General features: G+C 58.6%; 12 protein-coding genes. 5 read left to right on the top strand and 7 right to left on the bottom strand.

Going from position 1 to position 16,499, the window contains the following annotated elements; translation table 11 throughout:
• Window positions 1-374: 374 nt before the first annotated feature.
• The 3 genes from dnaA to ACYQ6M_RS18730 all read right to left on the bottom strand — a co-directional run bounded on the left by dnaA (window position 375) and on the right by ACYQ6M_RS18730 (window position 5,783).
• On the bottom strand, window positions 375-1,838 hold the full coding sequence (gene dnaA, locus ACYQ6M_RS18740; protein ID WP_055659425.1) for a chromosomal replication initiator protein DnaA: 1,464 nt from the start codon (window positions 1,836-1,838) through the stop codon (window positions 375-377).
• A gap of 946 nt (window positions 1,839-2,784) precedes the next feature.
• Window positions 2,785-4,065, bottom strand: coding sequence for a glycoside hydrolase family protein (locus ACYQ6M_RS18735; RefSeq protein ID WP_460074957.1), 1,281 nt, complete (start codon window positions 4,063-4,065; stop codon window positions 2,785-2,787).
• Between the two features lie 305 nt (window positions 4,066-4,370).
• Window positions 4,371-5,783: an FAD-binding oxidoreductase gene (locus tag ACYQ6M_RS18730; protein WP_370199819.1), complete on the bottom strand. Its 1,413-nt coding sequence runs from the start codon at window positions 5,781-5,783 to the stop codon at window positions 4,371-4,373.
• Window positions 5,784-5,952: 169 nt separating this feature from the next.
• Here ACYQ6M_RS18730 and fabI point away from each other — a divergent pair, with 169 nt between their 5' ends.
• Both fabI and ACYQ6M_RS18720 read left to right on the top strand, forming a co-directional pair.
• The gene (gene fabI / locus ACYQ6M_RS18725) at window positions 5,953-6,771 is read left to right on the top strand and encodes an enoyl-ACP reductase FabI (RefSeq protein ID WP_023001876.1); all 819 of its coding nucleotides are present in this window, start codon (window positions 5,953-5,955) and stop codon (window positions 6,769-6,771) included.
• An 87-nt stretch (window positions 6,772-6,858) separates the two neighbouring features.
• A complete protein-coding gene (locus ACYQ6M_RS18720; RefSeq protein WP_460074954.1) occupies window positions 6,859-7,503 on the top strand; it encodes a histidine phosphatase family protein in 645 nt (214 codons plus the stop codon).
• 152 nt (window positions 7,504-7,655) lie between these two features.
• Here the strand turns inward: ACYQ6M_RS18720 and ACYQ6M_RS18715 are convergent, their stop codons facing one another.
• Window positions 7,656-8,309 carry a hypothetical protein gene (locus ACYQ6M_RS18715; RefSeq protein ID WP_460074952.1) on the bottom strand — a complete coding sequence of 218 codons (654 nt, stop codon included), beginning with the start codon at window positions 8,307-8,309 and terminating at the stop codon, window positions 7,656-7,658.
• 213 nt (window positions 8,310-8,522) lie between these two features.
• On the opposite strand from ACYQ6M_RS18715, the gene ACYQ6M_RS18710 reads away from it, so the two are divergent.
• Window positions 8,523-9,707, top strand: a complete 1,185-nt coding sequence (locus ACYQ6M_RS18710; RefSeq protein WP_075283314.1) for a DUF3095 domain-containing protein — start codon at window positions 8,523-8,525, stop codon at window positions 9,705-9,707.
• On the opposite strand, the gene ACYQ6M_RS18705 is transcribed toward ACYQ6M_RS18710, so the two are convergent.
• Window positions 9,698-11,971 (bottom strand): putative bifunctional diguanylate cyclase/phosphodiesterase, encoded by a 2,274-nt coding sequence (locus ACYQ6M_RS18705; protein WP_460074950.1) that lies wholly within the window; start codon window positions 11,969-11,971, stop codon window positions 9,698-9,700. The two genes, ACYQ6M_RS18710 and ACYQ6M_RS18705, sit on opposite strands and share 10 nt — an antisense overlap.
• 312 nt (window positions 11,972-12,283) lie before the next feature.
• Here ACYQ6M_RS18705 and aroC point away from each other — a divergent pair, with 312 nt between their 5' ends.
• Both aroC and yghX read left to right on the top strand, forming a co-directional pair.
• Window positions 12,284-13,369, top strand: a complete 1,086-nt coding sequence (gene aroC / locus ACYQ6M_RS18700; protein WP_023001871.1) for a chorismate synthase — start codon at window positions 12,284-12,286, stop codon at window positions 13,367-13,369.
• A 140-nt stretch (window positions 13,370-13,509) separates the two neighbouring features.
• Entirely contained in the window at window positions 13,510-14,397 is an 888-nt protein-coding gene (gene yghX / locus ACYQ6M_RS18695) for a YghX family hydrolase (RefSeq protein ID WP_460075713.1), read from the top strand.
• A 133-nt stretch (window positions 14,398-14,530) separates the two neighbouring features.
• On the opposite strand, the gene ACYQ6M_RS18690 is transcribed toward yghX, so the two are convergent.
• The gene (locus tag ACYQ6M_RS18690; RefSeq protein WP_055658017.1) at window positions 14,531-15,085 is read right to left on the bottom strand and encodes a hypothetical protein; all 555 of its coding nucleotides are present in this window, start codon (window positions 15,083-15,085) and stop codon (window positions 14,531-14,533) included.
• Between the two features lie 23 nt (window positions 15,086-15,108).
• A complete protein-coding gene (gene ribB / locus ACYQ6M_RS18685) occupies window positions 15,109-16,428 on the bottom strand; it encodes a 3,4-dihydroxy-2-butanone-4-phosphate synthase (RefSeq protein WP_031269683.1) in 1,320 nt (439 codons plus the stop codon).
• Window positions 16,429-16,499: the final 71 nt, after the last annotated feature.

Genomic DNA, 16,499 nt, shown 5'->3' with positions numbered 1-16,499 from the left:
TTGGCGGCGACCCGTCATGGGGCCCGCGTTGCCATCAGCCTGCACTGTCTCGTGAAGGTCGATCAAAGCTGCAAGATGTCTTGCGCAAGGGAATTCACCATGGCCGAAGCCTGCGGGCGGCCGGTTCCCTCAAACCGGCGCAAGGCATACGCCCCGGTTCGAGGTCTGTCAACGCGGCAAAAAGAAAGCCGCTGGCGCGGCTTCAAGGAGAGGGAGGTTAAGATGAAACACCCGGCGGTTCTTACCGCCTGAGTTCGACCGCGCCCCGTCGGACGCAGAAGGGTGATTGCCCTGAATTGGGGGCAGGGCAATCGCGGAGACGGGCAAGCCCGCCGCCGCAGGTTTTCCGAGGGAGGGGTGTCCCCGGAAACAGATCAGGCGTGGACCAGCCGCTTCAGGAGTTCGACTTCCTGTGCAAGGGCCTTGTCCTTGGACACCATGTCCTCGATCTTGCGGACCGCATGCAACACGGTGGTGTGATCACGGTTGCCGAACCGCCGGCCGATTTCCGGCAGCGAGCGTCCGGTCATCACCTTGGCGATATACATCGCGATCTGGCGCGGACGGACCAATGTACGCGCCCGGCACGACGACAGGAGGTCCGCCTTGGTAACGCTGAAATGCTTGCACACCACCTGCTGGATCTCTTCCACCTTGATGGAGCGCGGCTCGCCGATCCGCACCAGGTCGTGCAGGGTCTTTTCCGCCAGGTCCATCGTCACCGGCTGTTTCGTCAGCTGGTTGTGAGCGAACAGGCGATTGAGAGCGCCTTCCAGATCGCGGGCCGAAGCGATCACGTAGCGGGCAATGTAGTCGGCTACATCTTCGGGAACGGAGAAGCCCGGATGTGTGCGACGCGCCGCGGTGATCCGCTTCTTCAGGATATCGTGGCGCAGCGCATAATCGGTTGACTGGATGCCGACGACTTCACCTTTCTGGATCCGGTAGCGCAATGCATCGCCAAGTGTATCGAGGTCTTCAGGCGAGCGGTCGGCTGCCATGATGATCTGGGTCGGCGACTCCATGAGCAGTTCCAGCGTCTTGCTGAACTCGTCCGCGGCCTGCTTGCCATGCAGGAACTGGAGATCGTCAACCAGGAGCAGGTCGATGGAGCGCATTGCCTGGCGCAGCACCGGGAAGGCCGGCGTTCTGAGAGCAGGCACCAGGTGGTACATGAAGAATTCAGCCGACAGATAGGCAACCTGCCGTCCCGTCTTACGAGCTTCGGCCGCCGCTGCCTGCAGCAGGTGGGTCTTGCCGATGCCGGTGGACGAATGGATATAGAGCAGGTCCAGTGTGCCCTGGTGGCCGGCAGCCATCTGGCGCACGGCGGCACAGGCAAGGCTGTTCGAGGCGCCTTCGGCAAAGGTGTCGAAGGTCAGCTTTGGATTGAGAGACGCACCGTTCAGGAAATCCGCCGCCGCATCCTCGTTGCTGTCCGCAAGGCACGGAATGACCGACATGCCATGGGCCGCGCCGAATTGAGGCGTGCTGCTGAAGGGGCCGGGACGGCCGCTGATCCGCCGGGCGGAGATCGCCTTGGGGGCAAGGCCGACATTGAGTTGACGAGGACGCAGAGCACCGCGAACGGTCAGCTCGATACGGTTGATATCGTCCTGCTCACGTTTCCAGAGCCCGACGAGCTGCTTCTCGTAGTTGTTCTGGATCCAGTTTTTCAGGAAGCGGGTGGGCACCGACAGGCGGACTGCATCGCCCGTGGTTTCTTCGTGGTTTACTCTGCCGAACCAGTTGGAAAATACATCGTCACCGAGCTCGTTTCTCAGTTCCTTTTTCACACGATCCCATTGATCCGAACCAGCTAAGTTCTGAACCTGCATTGTGGCCTCCATTGGAGGGACCGTTTGGAACCGCTCCCCCCCGTGCACTGTCTATGAGCAACGACGTTCCGCCTCGCTGCCCGTTTCTTTCGTTAGGTCTTTTGCCCATTTTGGGTCTCCAGACCGGATGGCTTATTAGCGCCTATGAAACACCATTAACCTTTTGCTTACCATATTTACAAATAGCTTATTTTTATGAGGTCATAGACGTTTCATATTGTAATTTTTGTAGATGACGGGCGCTGCGCATGTAAATTTTACATAGCGAATCTTGCGTTTCGTCATCGTCAGGACATGCGGCAAGTCCCGACCCAGTTGTTCTCCTGTCGCTGTTTCCGCTCTGCCTGTGAGCTTGAAGACGATTTTAGGAGAAATTTAACTTTTCAGGATTTTTTCTGCGAGTTTTCAAACGGACGCTGTCAAATTAAGAAGTTTAGCCAAGGAAAAAGCCGGCTTAAATCGAAAGATAATGTCGTTTATGACAGGGGTGCGTACGCGCCGGTTCACCCGTCACATGGTCACTGAATCGGCTAACGTTCCACCCAACCGGTCTGGCACGTCTGTATGGTGGTGGAAGCTGGGGAAAATGGGGTGCCTGAAAACAGGCTTTATGACCGGCAAAACCAGAACCCGGGCCTGGTTGCCGTATCCGTAAATTGCTGACAGATCAGGATCCTGGCCGTATCAATGCATACGTTGATGGGGCATTCGTATTTGGCAGATCGAACGAACCTTATCCCCAGCACCTGGGAAACTTCGGCAACCTGCCAGTTTTGACAATTGATCCCTTGAGGCTGTTGCGGGCGGAGCAGGCCTTCCCGGCACTAGGTGCTTTTACATAGCCGATACCTGGCGCTTTCCAAGTAGAGATCAGTAAATCACGAAGTTCGGCTACGCCGACGTGGCGAAACCGGCTTGGGGTGCGCCGGCTCCGCAGCTTGTCAGCTCAAGTTGTCGTCTTGAAAACATTCGCAACAGTCGAGAACAGATTGTTTCTGTTCGTGTGCACATCTATCGGAAACTTTGGGCCGGTGTTCGCCCAGATGGGCGCGTCGTTGGGCAGGCCAGGACCCCGTTGCACCGAAACGAGGCCAAAGCCGTCGTTGTCCCAGTACCCGTTGGGAAAACCGGGTGCAGGCGGACCGCCCCACCAGGTGTAGATGTTGGGGGCTTCAGGCTGGTTCCACAGTTCATCGCAATATTCGAAGTAGTAAAGCCCGATACAAAGCGGATGAGCAAAGGCCTGAGGCAGCATTTTCTGCGCAACTTGCGCCGCCTTGCTGCAGGTCTGATCGTCTGCATAAATGGTTCCTGGGTTGTTCGGGTCCCGGTGACTGGTTGCCGGCATGCCCCACTCGGTGAAGAGAACGGGTTTCAACGCCTTTGGCGGCAGGCTGCCGTAGTCCTTGAAGATGCTTTCAAAGGTCTCGGTCTGGTAGGTGTTGACGCCCCAGAAGTCGATGCTCGGGCAGTTCTCCATGTAGGAGGACGCCTTTAGGGGAATGTTCGGGTCGTCGTGGGTGGCCATGCCGGCCAGCTTGCCAGGAGCTTCTTCCTTGACGATGGCGGCCATTTTCTCCACCTGGCCCCACCAGAAAGTGGCCCATTCCGGATTGTTGTAGCAAACGTCGGCGCCGTCCTGTTCGTTCTGAATGGTGAACCCCATCACCGCCGGATGATCTGCTACGGACCTGACGGTTTCCCGCAGGACATTCGTCCAGTAGTCGATCTCTACCTGTGAGGCCTGGTCGTATTGGGTCTTCCAGAACATCGTGGCAGGCAGGGGGATGCCGACCAGGACGGACCGGCGCATCTTTGCTTCTGGCGGAGCAGACTTGTCCCAGGCCAGGTCCAGAAAGTTCTTATGCGTGAAATAGTGGCCGTTGTCCCAGGGGGAAGGGAAGGTTCCGTTGCCTTCCAGTTGCCGTGACAGCATGCAGTAGACCCGCAGTGCATTGTTGTGGAGGTTCCTGAAATTGGGGAAGTCGCGGGACAGCATGGGTGACCAGCTGGAAATGAAAGTGGAGCCTGCTTCGAAGTCGTCCCAATACCAGTCCCCCAGGGCAGGGGCATAGGAGTTGGAACCGTTGATCGGGGCCGGGGAATAGCAGACCCCTTTCAATTTGACCTTCTCGGTCGTGGGCTGTCGTCCGTCTTCGGTGAGTTCGCAGTAAAGATTTGCGGTTCCATTGCTGTCGACGGAACATGTCCATTTGGTTGTCGTCATGGTGGGTCGCCTGAAACAAAGGGTTTTTGCGGAAGTCTTGCGCTCAGAAATGAGATACTTTTTCGTGCAATCTCACAATAATGCAACCAAAGAGTGCTGAATAAAGCTTTAAGAATACATCCCTCATTGAAGCGGGTTTGGAATGCAGGCCACGCTGGCAAAGCCGCTTTGACAAGAGAGGTTCGGACAGCGCAAAAAAATGCCGGCGCTTTTGGCACCGGCACTTCCTGTTTGTCGAAATCTGCCGATGACCGGCTTTCAAACGTGCGGACGTAATGTCTGCCTTCAAGAGCAGGCGAAGCGCCCTAGAGGACGCGGCCCGGGTTCAACAGTCCCTTGGGGTCGAATGCGTCCTTGATCCGCTTCATGAGATCCAGCTCTATCCCCTGCTTGACGTCCTTCAGGAGATCGCGCTTGAGGCGGCCGATGCCGTGCTCTGCGGAGATGCTGCCGCCGAACTCGCCGACGATGCCATGAACAATGGTGTTCATCTCATCCCATTTCGCCAGGTAGTCTTCCTTGTCGGCGCCCACCGGCTGGCTGACATTGAAGTGGATGTTGCCGTCGCCGATATGACCGAACGGAACAGGCCGGCATCCGGGCACGAAGTTCTCTACCGCGGCCATGGCCTTGTCCAGGAAGTCCGGGATCGAGGCAACCGGCACGGAAACGTCATGCTTGATCGAGCCTCCCTCGGGCTTCTGCACTTCCGACATCCCGTGGCGGATGTGCCAGAAATCCTGAACCTGGGTCAGGTTCTGGGCAAAGGCGGCGTCTTCCACCAGGCCTTCTTCAAATGCTTCGCCGAGAATGCTCTCCATCAGGTCCCGCACCGGAAAGGCTTCAGAACCACTGGACAGCTCCATCAGCACGTACCAGGCATGTTCTCCCTCGAGCGGGTCTCGTGCGCCTTCCAGGTGGCGCAGGCAGAATTCGACGCCAACGCGCGGCATGATTTCAAAGCCGGTCAGAACCGGTCCGGCCTGTGCCTTGGCAAGGGTGAACAGCTTGAGGGCGGCGTGCGGGTCCGGCAGGCCGACAAAAGCGGCCTCCAGCTTCTTGGGCCTGGGGAAAAGTTTCAGCGCTGCGGCTGTAATGATGCCCAGAGTACCTTCACCACCGATAAATAATTGTTTCAAATCATAACCGGTATTGTCCTTGCGCAGGGTTCTGAGACCGTTCCAGATCTCCCCTGTCGGCAGCACCACCTCGAGGCCCAGAACCAGATCGCGCGTGTTGCCATAGGCCAGAACGGCGGTGCCGCCCGCGTTCGTGGAAATGTTGCCGCCGATCTGGCAGGAGCCCTGAGCCCCGAGCGCAAGCGGGAACAGCCGGTCGACGTTTTCAGCTTCATTCTGAAGCGTCTCCAGCACCACACCGGCCTCGGCCGTAATGGTGAAGCCGGCCGGATCTACCGCACGAACCTTGTTGAGGCGTGACAGCGAAAGGACGATTTCATCCCCGGTTTCCTGCGGAATCTGGCCACCGACAAGGCCAGTGTTGCCGCCTTGCGGCACGACCTTGAGATCGTTCTGATACGCATAGGTCATGACGGCGCTCACCTCTTCGGTGCTGCCCGGGCGCAGCACCATGGGAGTGACGCCCTGATACAGGTCGCGCCATTCGGTGAGGTAGGGAGCCTGATCGTCCGGACTTGTCAGAACGTTGGCTGCGCCGATCATCTCGGCGAAGCGGTCGGCATGGGCAGTACGCTCCATGAGCGGGGTCCTCGTGAAGTTTGACAGTAAAATTCGGGCGCCAACATAGTGTCTGAAAGCGCTGGCGTCGACGGTTCATTCCGTCACCGTGTCTCTTGAAGGAACAAACCCCTTGTGCCATAGGAAGCCAGCCCGCTGGGGTGGTATTGGAATTCTTTCGGAGACGACGATGGCGGAAACGCGCGGACTGATGAATGGCAAACGCGGCCTGATCATGGGTGTGGCGAACAACAAGTCAATTGCCTGGGGCATTGCCAAAGCACTGGCCGACGCGGGAGCTGAACTGGCTCTGACCTACCAGGGTGATGCGTTGAAGAAGCGCGTGGAGCCACTGGCAGACCAGTTGAACGCCATTGTTGTCGGCCATTGCGACGTGACCGATGGCGCCTCCATCGATGCGGTCTTCAAGACGCTGGAAGACAAATGGGGCAAGATCGATTTTCTCGTCCATGCCGTTGCCTTCTCCGACAAATCCGAATTGACCGGCCGTTTCGTCGATACGTCTTCCGATAACTTCGCCCGCACCATGGACATTTCCTGCTACTCGCTGACGGCTGTCACCCAGCGCGCCGAGAAGCTGATGCCCGACGGCGGCTCCATTCTGACGCTGACCTATTACGGCGCCGAGAAGGTTATGCCGCATTATAATGTCATGGGCGTTGCCAAGGCCGCGCTGGAAACCAGCGTAAAGTATCTGGCGATGGACCTCGGCCCGCAGAACATTCGCGTCAACGCGATTTCCGCCGGACCGATCAAGACGCTGGCTGCCTCCGGTATCGGCGACTTCCGCTACATTCTGAAGTGGAACGAATACAACTCGCCTCTGCGCCGCACGGTGACGATCGAGGAAGTCGGCGACAGCGCGTTGTTCCTGGTGTCAGACCTCGGCCGTGGTGTTACCGGCGAGATCCAGCACGTTGACTGCGGCTACAACATTGTCGGCATGAAGGCGGTGGACGCCCCGGACATTTCCGTCGTCAAGGATTGACCGTTTCGAATGGCCGGTTTCACACCGGCCATTTTCATATTGTCCGGCCCCGCCCGCCAGGGGTGATCCCGCATTCCGGAAACTGAAATGACATCTGTGCTGAGTGCTCCGAAATCCGACCTGCTGCCCAGGCTGCACGATCCGGAGTTCCTGATCTTTGTCCGCCATGGCCAGACGGACTGGAACTTCGAAGGGCGCATGCAGGGGCAAAGGGACATTCCGCTGAACGACACGGGGCGCGGCCAGGCCAGCGGCAATGGCAAGCGTCTCAAAGCGTTTCTGGAGCAGGAGATGATCGATCCCACCGGTCTGGATTTCGTATCCTCACCGCTCCACCGCACGCGCTCGACAATGGAGTTGCTACGCCATTCCATGGATCTTCCGGTGGAGGCCTACCGCCTTGAGGACCAGCTCAAGGAGATCACCTTCGGCGACTGGGAAGGCTTCACGCTGGAAGAACTGGCAGAGGAAGAGCAGGATCTGATCCTGCAGCGCCGCGCCGACAAGTGGGGCTTCGTTCCCCCCAAGGGCGAAAGCTACAAGATGTTGGCCGAACGCATCGGGCGCTGGCTGGTGACCGTTGATCGGCCTTCGGTCGTCGTGTCGCATGGCGGTGTCTTCCGCGTTCTGCGCGGCTTGCTGGAAGGGCTGGACTCGGTTTCCGTTCCCAAGCTGGATGTGCCGCAGGACAAGGTCTTTGTCTGGCGTAAGGGCGCTTTCGAGATCGTTTGACAGCCCCCTTATCGGCGTTCGGTCGTAGTTTGCGACAGCCTGTTGCAGGTCTGCGTGAGGGAGAGTTCCGTCTGCGGAAATCACCAATCAATCCATAGAATAAGCCGGAACCAATCCGCCATATCAAGGATCTGCGGCATTCCTCCATTGGCTCAGTAGATACCCTGGGCATACAGGGAAATCTTCGCTTTTGCGACAACGCTATTGGCAGCTTGTCCCATTAGGTTGGCGTAATTCGTGAGCGTCGCACGGTCGGCCTTCTGCTTGTTGGTGCAGACAAAGGTCATCACGCTTCCCCATTCCCGTTCCGGCTCGTAGCCGAACTTGCTCAGGCCATAAAGCTCACGCCCTGTCACGATGAAGAAGCCGCGTCCGTAATCGTAAATTTCACCCGGATTGCGGATCTTGGTAACGAGACAGAATTTCTTGTGGGTGTGAATCGCCCCCAGGATCCAGCAGTCGTTGATGCACACCGACCAGCGGGCAAGCTTCTGGACATTGATCGGAAGACCAGGGGTCAGGTTGAAATGCGTCGGATCTTCCAGGTTGAAGCGCCGGTAAAGCTGTTGGGTCTGCGCCAGTCTCCCGACATACATCTCGCCACCGGAACGGGCGACCTTGTCGTAGACGGCCCACGCGGTGTGTCTTGATATGTGTGACAGGCTGATCTTGCTGTTTGCATCTCCAGGTGATTCAAATTGGGTCCGGTTGGTCTCCCAGGGGTTCTGCCTCAGCTCGTTCAGCTCATAGTGATTGTAGGAAAGTGTCAGTAGATCCTGATCGAAAGCGGTTCTTGAATACGTCATTTCGGTTTCCTCTGGTACAACGGGCCATGAGCGTTTGCTGTTCGAAATGTACGCATGTGAAGGCCGCTTTACGTGTGACCTTGGGCACTGCAAAGGAGCCCCCGACCATCCGTGCCTCGGGCTTGTCCAGTGACGGTGATCGGGCGAAGCAGCTGCGGCGTAGATGTTTACAGCGATTGCGAGGGAACCTGGAGACAATCCGGGTCAGGTGCCGTGTCCGCCAATGAATTTTATAGCGAACTGCCAAGCTTTTCAGATTTCAGCACGGTCGGGGATCTGGCCGATTACCGGCCGGTGCCGGACGACTGGTACGTTCTTGCTGCCGACATAGTCCGCTCCAGCGATGCGGTCGCACAGGGCCGGTACAAGGAAGTCAACATGGTTGGCGCCGCGGTGATCGCCGCTGTGTTGAACCGGATCGGCAGCGACCGTGTACCGTTTGTCTTCGGCGGAGATGGCGCGATGCTGGTCGTGTCCGAACACGATGTCGAGGCAGCCAGCGACGCGCTGGCCGGCGTTGTCGGTCTGGCGCGCCAGGTCATGGAACTGGAGCTGCGCGCCGCTGCGATTCCGGTCGCTCATCTGCGGGATCTTGGAGGCGACGTCCGTGTGCGCAAGTACCAGCTCAGCCCGGGCAATCACCTGGCCATGATCCTGGGGGAGGGCCTGGCCGTCGCGGACAATATTCTGAAAGATCCGGAAAAAGCACGGCCGTTTGAGATCTCTCTCCCCGATGCCGCGTTACCGCCGCTCGACGGGCTTTCCTGCAGATGGGAACCGCTTCCTTCACGAAACGGACACATCGTTTCCCTGATCGTCAAGCCGACCGGACGTATTCCAATGCAGGATGTCCTGCGGGGGCTGGCCGATAAACTCGGCTATGATCCCTCGAGGGATGACAGCCGGATGAGACTGGCGGACAAGACGCGTCTTCGTTTTCGCTTTCCGCCAACCGGTACGCGTCATGAGGTGCGCCTCGGTTCTCCGGGAAAAGACTTCCGCGGATGGGCAAAGGCGTTGCTGGAGGCGATGGTCTTCGTCATCAGCTATCACACGGGCTGGCGCATCGGCCCTTTTGACCCGAAACGATACTTTCCCGAACTTGGCCTCAACACTGACCATCGCAAGGTCGGCGACAGCCTGCAGCTCGTGCTGGATCTGACACCGGAGCAGTTTGCAGGGGTCGAAGACTATCTGAAAGCTGGCTATGCCGCCGGGGATCTGGTGTTCGGGCTGCATGTGTCCACGTCCGCCCTGATGACCTGCTTTGTCGAGGATATCGGCAAAAGCCGGCATATCCATTTCGTCGACGGGGCTGACGGCGGGTTTTCTCTGGCAGCTGCCGAATTCAAGAAACGGCAGGCGAACATGGTGCCGAAGGCGGTCGGTCAGGCCTGACTGCGCAGGGGACCGTGTCGTTCCAGGGCGGGCATCGGGTGTGCAAAATTCTGTTTCAGGATCATCATCGCAAGGTCGCTGTCGGGAACGGCCTTTGATATGAGGAACCCCTGGATGACGTCGCACCCGTGGCGTTTCAGCCAGTCACGCTCGGCTTCGGTTTCCACACCTTCGGCAAGGACACTGATGTCGAGGCTCTTGGCAAGATTGATCAGCGCACTGGTGAATTTCTGCAGGGCGGGATCGGCATCGACGCCGGAAATGAAGCTCCTGTCGATCTTGACCCGGTCAACCTTCAGATCTCGCAGGCTCGAAATGCTTGAATGGCCGGTTCCAAAGTCGTCCAGTTCGATGAAGAACCCCAGTTCCGACAGGCGGGCGATATTCTGCTTGATTGGGGTAGCCGTGATTTCGTCGATCATCACCGCTTCCAGGATTTCCAGGCTGACATCTGCAGGCTGAAGTCCCAGGTCAAGCACCTGCCTGTGGAGCGCATCCACCGCCTTGGCGCTTGTCAGCAGACTGGCGGTCACGTTCAGGCCCAGATGTATGGCTGGCCTTGTCTTGCCGCTCAGGCTGGCGGCAAACTTCAGCGCCCGGCTGCGCACGGCCTCCTCGATCTCCTCCAGATACCCGACTTCCATTGCGGCGGGCAGGAAAGAGCCTGGATACCGGATCTCGTCGTCATCAATCCACCGGGCGAGGGCTTCTGCGCCGACAACTTCGCCCGTGTGAATATTCACCTGCGGTTGGAACCAGGCAACGATATTGCCGTTCTTGAGCGCATTCTGCAGCTCTTTGGCAATCTCGTCGCTTTCCTCGAAGGCAGCGCGCATTGCCGGGGTGAAGCGATCGAACTTGCGCGGCCCCTTTTGCTTGGCCGCCCTCAGGGCCAGAGCCGCATCGGTCAGCAAATGATCGAAGACCTGCTCGCCCGGACTGCTGATGAAAATGCCCGCATTCGCCTCGATCGCCGATCTGTTGTTGCCGATGATCCGGTCGGTTGCAATTTCCTGGAGAAGTGTGAAAGCCAGTTGCTCGAACTGCGCCGCCTTCTTGAGGCGCGGACGCAGAAACAGGAACTCCGTTCCGCCAGTCCGGCACAGGAAGTCTTCCGGTTCCGCGTGCTGGGTCAGCTGTTCGGCGACCTGGCGCAGAAGTGAATCGCCGTTGTGGTCCCCGAACCGGTCGTTCACCTTCTTGAACTGGCGCAGGTCGATCAGGATTGCACCCGTGCGCGTTCCCGGCTCTGCCGGTGGCAGGTTGCGTATCGTATTCAGAAGGGCGCGGCGGTTCGGCAGTCCGGTCAGGGGATCGTGAAATCCGAGATTTTCGAATTCCTGCTGCGTCCTGTCGGCAAGTGCGCGCGACAGGGCGATGGCAATTGCAAAGGCCGCAACAATGACCAGTCCGCCGACAAGACCGGCAAGTGTTACGGCAAACAGTGTCTCGGATCGCTGCCTCTGCAGGTCCATCAGGAGATAGTCGACGGTGGACTGCCAAAGGTCGAAAGCGGCACTGACCAGGGCAGGCTGCATCTCCACCACGGGCAGGGCGATGACATCCGCCCCCTTTGAGGCGGTGATTGTGGAAGAGAGCAGTTTCGAACCTGCGGTCTGAAAGGCGACGTTCGTTGTCCGGAAGGCTCTCGCCTGTTTTTGCAGCAGATCGGCTTGCTCACCGGTCAGGTCGTTAAAGTAATCAACCGTGTCCCTCGACGCCCCGTCGGCGGCAATCTTGTACTGGCCTCCCTGCACGGGGATCAGCATCTTGTCCCAGACATTGATCTCGCCCCGGCTGGAAATGCTTTTTGCATTGCTTGCCATGATCGCGGATTCGATCACGACGGTCGGCATGGTGTCGGTGATCAGATGCGGAAGTTTTGCGGTCTCGAAGGATGAAGTCGAACTCAGCCTGGTGACCTGGGAGATCATCGAGGCGAGGATACGGGCCTGCCGAAGCGCGAGCGGAATGTTGCCTTCGTTCAGGAAGGTGTCGAGCGGCTCAACGAGGTCGGCGGAAAGCTCATCTCCGCCGAGTGTTTCCAGGCGTTCGCGCAGTTGGACCGGCGTCTCCCTGATCTTGCCGGTGAGCGCTTTCTCCTGCATCAGCGGCCCGAGTGCCTCGATCAGGTGCAGCCCGGCCAGGCTGTGGTCGATCGAGTTGACCTTCTCGAATTTATTATGAAACCAGAGTGAGGCAAAGAGCAGGCTGGGTGCCAGCAGAAATACGATCAGTCCAGTCAGCCAGCCCCTGATCCGCAACGTTTTGCCTCTTGGTGTTTATTAGATCCCAACGTGTAATAACGGTAGAGATTTAAGGATTAGCAAATCAAGGGTCGAATTTTTGCGAACGGTTCGCGCGATTTCCTAGGTCGTTAATTCAAGGCATCGTGAAACGCGTACCAAGGACGCCAGCTTCCATTCGAAATCTACTTGTCTTTAATTTTGACAGGGGTGGTGGACGAATGGACTTGCCAAAAATACCTGTATTCCCGGCTGCGGGCTTGAGCTTGCGGGCGCGATGGCGTATCGCTCGGCGCCTGACAGTTCAATTGCAAGCCTCGGTCACCGTTCATGTCGCATAACAGTTTTGGTCATCTTTTCCGGGTCACCACCTGGGGCGAAAGCCACGGTCCCGCTATCGGTTGCGTGGTGGACGGCTGCCCGCCGCTCATTCCCCTGACGGAGACTGATATTCAGGGCTTCATGAACAAGCGCAAGCCGGGCCAGTCCCGCTTCACCACGCAGCGGCGCGAGCCGGATGAAGTGAAAATCCTGTCTGGCGTCATGGTTGACGAGGACGGTATCCAGAAAACGACCGGGACGCCGATTTCACTGTTTGTCGAAAACACCGACCAGCGCTCCAAGGACTATTCGGAGATCAAGGACCGGTTCCGTCCCGGCCATGCCGATTTCACCTATGACGCCAAATACGGCATCCGCGACTATCGTGGCGGTGGACGGTCCTCGGCGCGCGAAACCGCCATGCGCGTTGCCGCCGGGGCCGTCGCACGCAAGGTATTGCAGGGCGTAACCGTTCGCGGCGCTTTGGTGCAGGTTGGACCGCACAAGATCGACCGGGCCAACTGGGACTGGGCGGAAGTCGATAACAACGCCTTCTTTTCTCCGGACGCAAAGGCAGCCGCATTCTGGGCGGACTACCTGGACGGCATCCGCAAGGCCGGGTCTTCCGTCGGTGCCGTCATCGAAGTCGTTGCCGAAGGTGTCCCCGCCGGTTGGGGTGCGCCGATCTACGGCAAGCTGGACACGGACCTTGCTGCTGCGATGATGTCGATCAATGCGGTCAAGGGGGTCGAGGTCGGCAACGGGTTTGATGCCGCAAGCCTGACAGGTGAAGACAATGCAGACGAGATCCGCCTTGATGATGTCGGCCGGCCCGTCTTCCTGAGCAACAATTCAGGCGGCATTCTGGGCGGGATCTCCAACGGCGATCCCTTGGTCGTCCGGTTCGCGGTCAAGCCGACGTCTTCGATCCTCACCGAGCGCAAGTCAATCACCAGCAAGGGTGAAGAGGTCAACGTCATGACGAAGGGCCGGCATGACCCTTGCGTCGGCATTCGCGCGGTGCCGGTCGGCGAAGCGATGATGGCTTGCGTTCTGGCGGACCATTTCCTGCGTCATCGCGGCCAGATCGGCTGACGGGCAGCTTCGCAGCGTTACAACTCGTTACAATTCCGGAAGGCAAGGGCCATGGACCTTGCCCGTCATCTCTCTAGTTTTAACTCCAGCATGACGTCTCATGCATTTCAGGGAGTAATGACATGAATGAAATGACGCCTGTGCGCCGTATGACGGCAAAGGACTTTCCTCAGGAGCTTCTGGATCTTTATGATTTCTACGCGCATGGAAAGATTACCAAGCGCGAGTTCATGAACGGGGCAGCAAAATTCGCGGTTGGTGGACTGACGGCGGCCATGCTGCTGGATCAGCTTTCGCCCAATTATGCGCTGGCACAACAGGTTGCTCCCGATGATGCGGGGATCGTCACCGAACGCATCACATACCCGTCACCAAACGGCCATGGCGAGGTCAACGGTTATCTGGTGAAGCCCGCAGGTGCGACCGGCAAGCTTCCGGCGGTGCTGGTCGTGCATGAGAACCGCGGTCTCAATCCATATATCGAGGATGTCGCGCGCCGCCTCGGCAAGGCCGGGTTCATGGCGCTGGCGCCGGACGGACTGACCTCGGTCGGCGGTTATCCGGGTAGTGACGATCAGGGCCGCGAATTGCAGCGTACGGTCGATGGCACCAAGCTGATGAACGATTTCTTCGCCGGCTTCGAGTATCTCCTCAACAGTGACGACAGCACCGGCAAGGTTGGGGCGGTTGGTTTCTGCTACGGCGGCGGTGTGGTCAATGCAATTGCGGTCGCCTATCCGGAGCTTGCCGCGGGCGTTCCTTTCTATGGACGTCAGCCGGATCCTGCGGATGTCTCCAAGATCGAAGCGCCCCTGATGCTGCAATATGCCGAGCTGGACGAGCGCATCAATGCGGGCTGGCCGGCCTATGAGGAAGCTCTGAAGGCCAACGGCAAGACCTACGTGGCGCATATATATCCGGGCGTGAACCACGGCTTCCATAACGATACGACACCGCGCTACGACGAAGAGGCTGCAAAGCTCGCAGAGCAGAGAACCGTCGACTTCTTCAAGGAAAACCTGATGTAGGGTTGCCTGGGTCTGCTCGTCTCACCTCATCCCGGTTCCGGCTTTGCCCGGCCGGGATGATCATGATGAGCAGGCTTGGTTTGGTCGTCTTCCAATAAATTGCGGCCCGGCTTGGTGCCGGGGCTGCGATATCTCAGACAAACTTGAAGGCGCGGATGCGGCTCAGGATTTCTTCCGGGTCGGCTGCAAGCGTGTGCAGGTTGATCGCAATCAGCTCCCGGCCATGCTCGCGCGGCGTGCGCTTCCAGTTGCGCATCATGAACTTTTTCCAGACCGGAAAGGTCTGTGCCTTGGTGACGGCGTCATCCAGTGAACGGGTCAGGAGGACGTCCAGCCGGACCAGCTCGATGTTGCGGACGGACGTCCGTTTGACGTCCGTCATCCGGATTGCGGCCCAGTCGATGAAACCGATGCGTTCCACATAAAGCCCGTCTTCGTTGGCGCCGAGCTGTGGCTTGCCTTTTTCGATCATCGGATAGTGCCAGAAGGCAATTGCGAGCGGGGCGAGGGCGGCGAGGGCCAGCAAGGGAAGATTGCCGACAATCCCGATCACGGCGAACAGAATGCCGAGGATGAGGCTGCCGTAGACAATGCTTTCGCTCTGACTGCGGTTGAAGCCGACGGTGAAGGGCACCGGTGTCGGCTTCACGTTTTCCTCTTGTTTGACTGCCTCTTTGTTCGCCGCCATGAAAGGCCCCTTCCGAAGGATCCTCAGGTGTCGAGGATCTCTGTTTCGTCAATCTTGATGTCGAAGCCTTCCAGCCCAACGTAATGACGCTCACGGGAGGCCAGCAGGCGAATTGAACTGACGCCCAGGTCCTTCAGGATCTGTGCACCAAGCCCGACCTCACGCCATTGTTCCTGTCTAGCTTGTGCGGAGCTGTGTTCCTCGGAATCAGCGGCTTCAAAGTCGGATCTCGGCCGCTTGGACTGACGGGCAACGCCCACCGACCCTTCGCGGAGATAGACGATGACACCCCGGCCTCGATCCGCAAAGTGTTTCATGATCTGGTCGAGTGGCTGGACGTCTCCGAAGACATCATCGAGCACGGATTCCAGTTGCAGGCGCACCGGGACGCTGCGGCCGTCCAGAATGTCGCCGTAGACGATGGCCAGATGGTGCATCGGGTCATACGGGGTGGAATAGGTGGTGGCATAGGCCGGGCCGAAAACCGTGTCGACGGGCTGTTCGTTGACCCGTTCCACCAGTTTCTCGGTACGCTGGCGCCAGGCGATCAGGTCGGAAACAGAAACCATCTTCAGGTCGTGCTCTGCTGCAAACTCGGCAACCTGCTGGCCGCGTTTCACGGTGCCATCGTCGTTGACCAGCTCACTGATGACGCCAACCTGCTCCAGTCCGGCGAGACGGCACAGGTCGACGGCAGCTTCCGTATGGCCGGAGCGGATCATGACACCGCCTTCCTTGGCCACCAGCGGGAAGATGTGCCCGGGGCGGACGAAGTCGTCAGCGCCGACATTGGGGTTTGCAAGTGCGCGTACGGTAGAGCAGCGCTCTTCGGCCGAAATGCCGGTGGTCAGTCCCTGGCGGTAGTCCACGGAAATGGTGAAAGCGGTCGCAAGCGGAGCATCATTTTCGGCAACCATAGGGTCAAGACGCAGGCGCCGTGCATGGGCAACCGTCATCGGCGCACAGATGATGCCTGAGGTGTGACGCACCATGAAGGCCATCTGTTCCGGCGTGACCTTGGCGGCGGCAACAATCAGATCGCCTTCGTTCTCGCGGTCGTCATCGTCAGTCACGACCACCATTTCTCCACGTTCGAATGCGCGGATTGCTTCTGCGACACGGGCCTGGGACACGGGATGCTCCTTGGTTGTAGACAGTCCGAGAAAGTCGTTGGGGGTTACGGCGCCATTGGTGGCAATGGCGATCTTGCGGGCCATATCCCGCGAGACCCAGACATTGGGGTCATTGCATAGGGCGGTTACGGAGGCAGGCGACAGGTTGGCGCGGCGCGCAAAGGCGCTGCGGCTTTCCCCTGTCTGCAAGAGCCATAGATCCAATCTCATGGCGTTCGATATACGCCTGATTGTTTTCAGCCTCAAGAGAAGGAATGAGATTTTTCAGTATTACTGAAAGA

It is taken from the genome of Roseibium sp. ROS1 (assembly GCF_054658215.1).
The sequence above is the reverse complement of the archived record's forward strand: the minus strand, read 5'-3'. Positions and strand labels throughout refer to the sequence as shown.

Bases quoted from the DNA above. Each gene is read 5' to 3' on its own strand.
- dnaA (WP_055659425.1), bottom strand. From the start codon at position 1,838: ATGCAGGTTCAGAACTTAGCTGGTTCGGATCAATGGGATCGTGTGAAA.
- ACYQ6M_RS18735 (WP_460074957.1), bottom strand. From the start codon at position 4,065: ATGACGACAACCAAATGGACATGTTCCGTCGACAGCAATGGAACCGCA.
- ACYQ6M_RS18730 (WP_370199819.1), bottom strand. From the start codon at position 5,783: ATGGAGCGTACTGCCCATGCCGACCGCTTCGCCGAGATGATCGGCGCA.
- fabI (WP_023001876.1), top strand. From the start codon at position 5,953: ATGGCGGAAACGCGCGGACTGATGAATGGCAAACGCGGCCTGATCATG.
- ACYQ6M_RS18720 (WP_460074954.1), top strand. From the start codon at position 6,859: ATGACATCTGTGCTGAGTGCTCCGAAATCCGACCTGCTGCCCAGGCTG.
- ACYQ6M_RS18715 (WP_460074952.1), bottom strand. From the start codon at position 8,309: ATGACGTATTCAAGAACCGCTTTCGATCAGGATCTACTGACACTTTCC.
- aroC (WP_023001871.1), top strand. From the start codon at position 12,284: ATGTCGCATAACAGTTTTGGTCATCTTTTCCGGGTCACCACCTGGGGC.
- ACYQ6M_RS18690 (WP_055658017.1), bottom strand. From the start codon at position 15,085: ATGGCGGCGAACAAAGAGGCAGTCAAACAAGAGGAAAACGTGAAGCCG.
- ribB (WP_031269683.1), bottom strand. From the start codon at position 16,428: ATGAGATTGGATCTATGGCTCTTGCAGACAGGGGAAAGCCGCAGCGCC.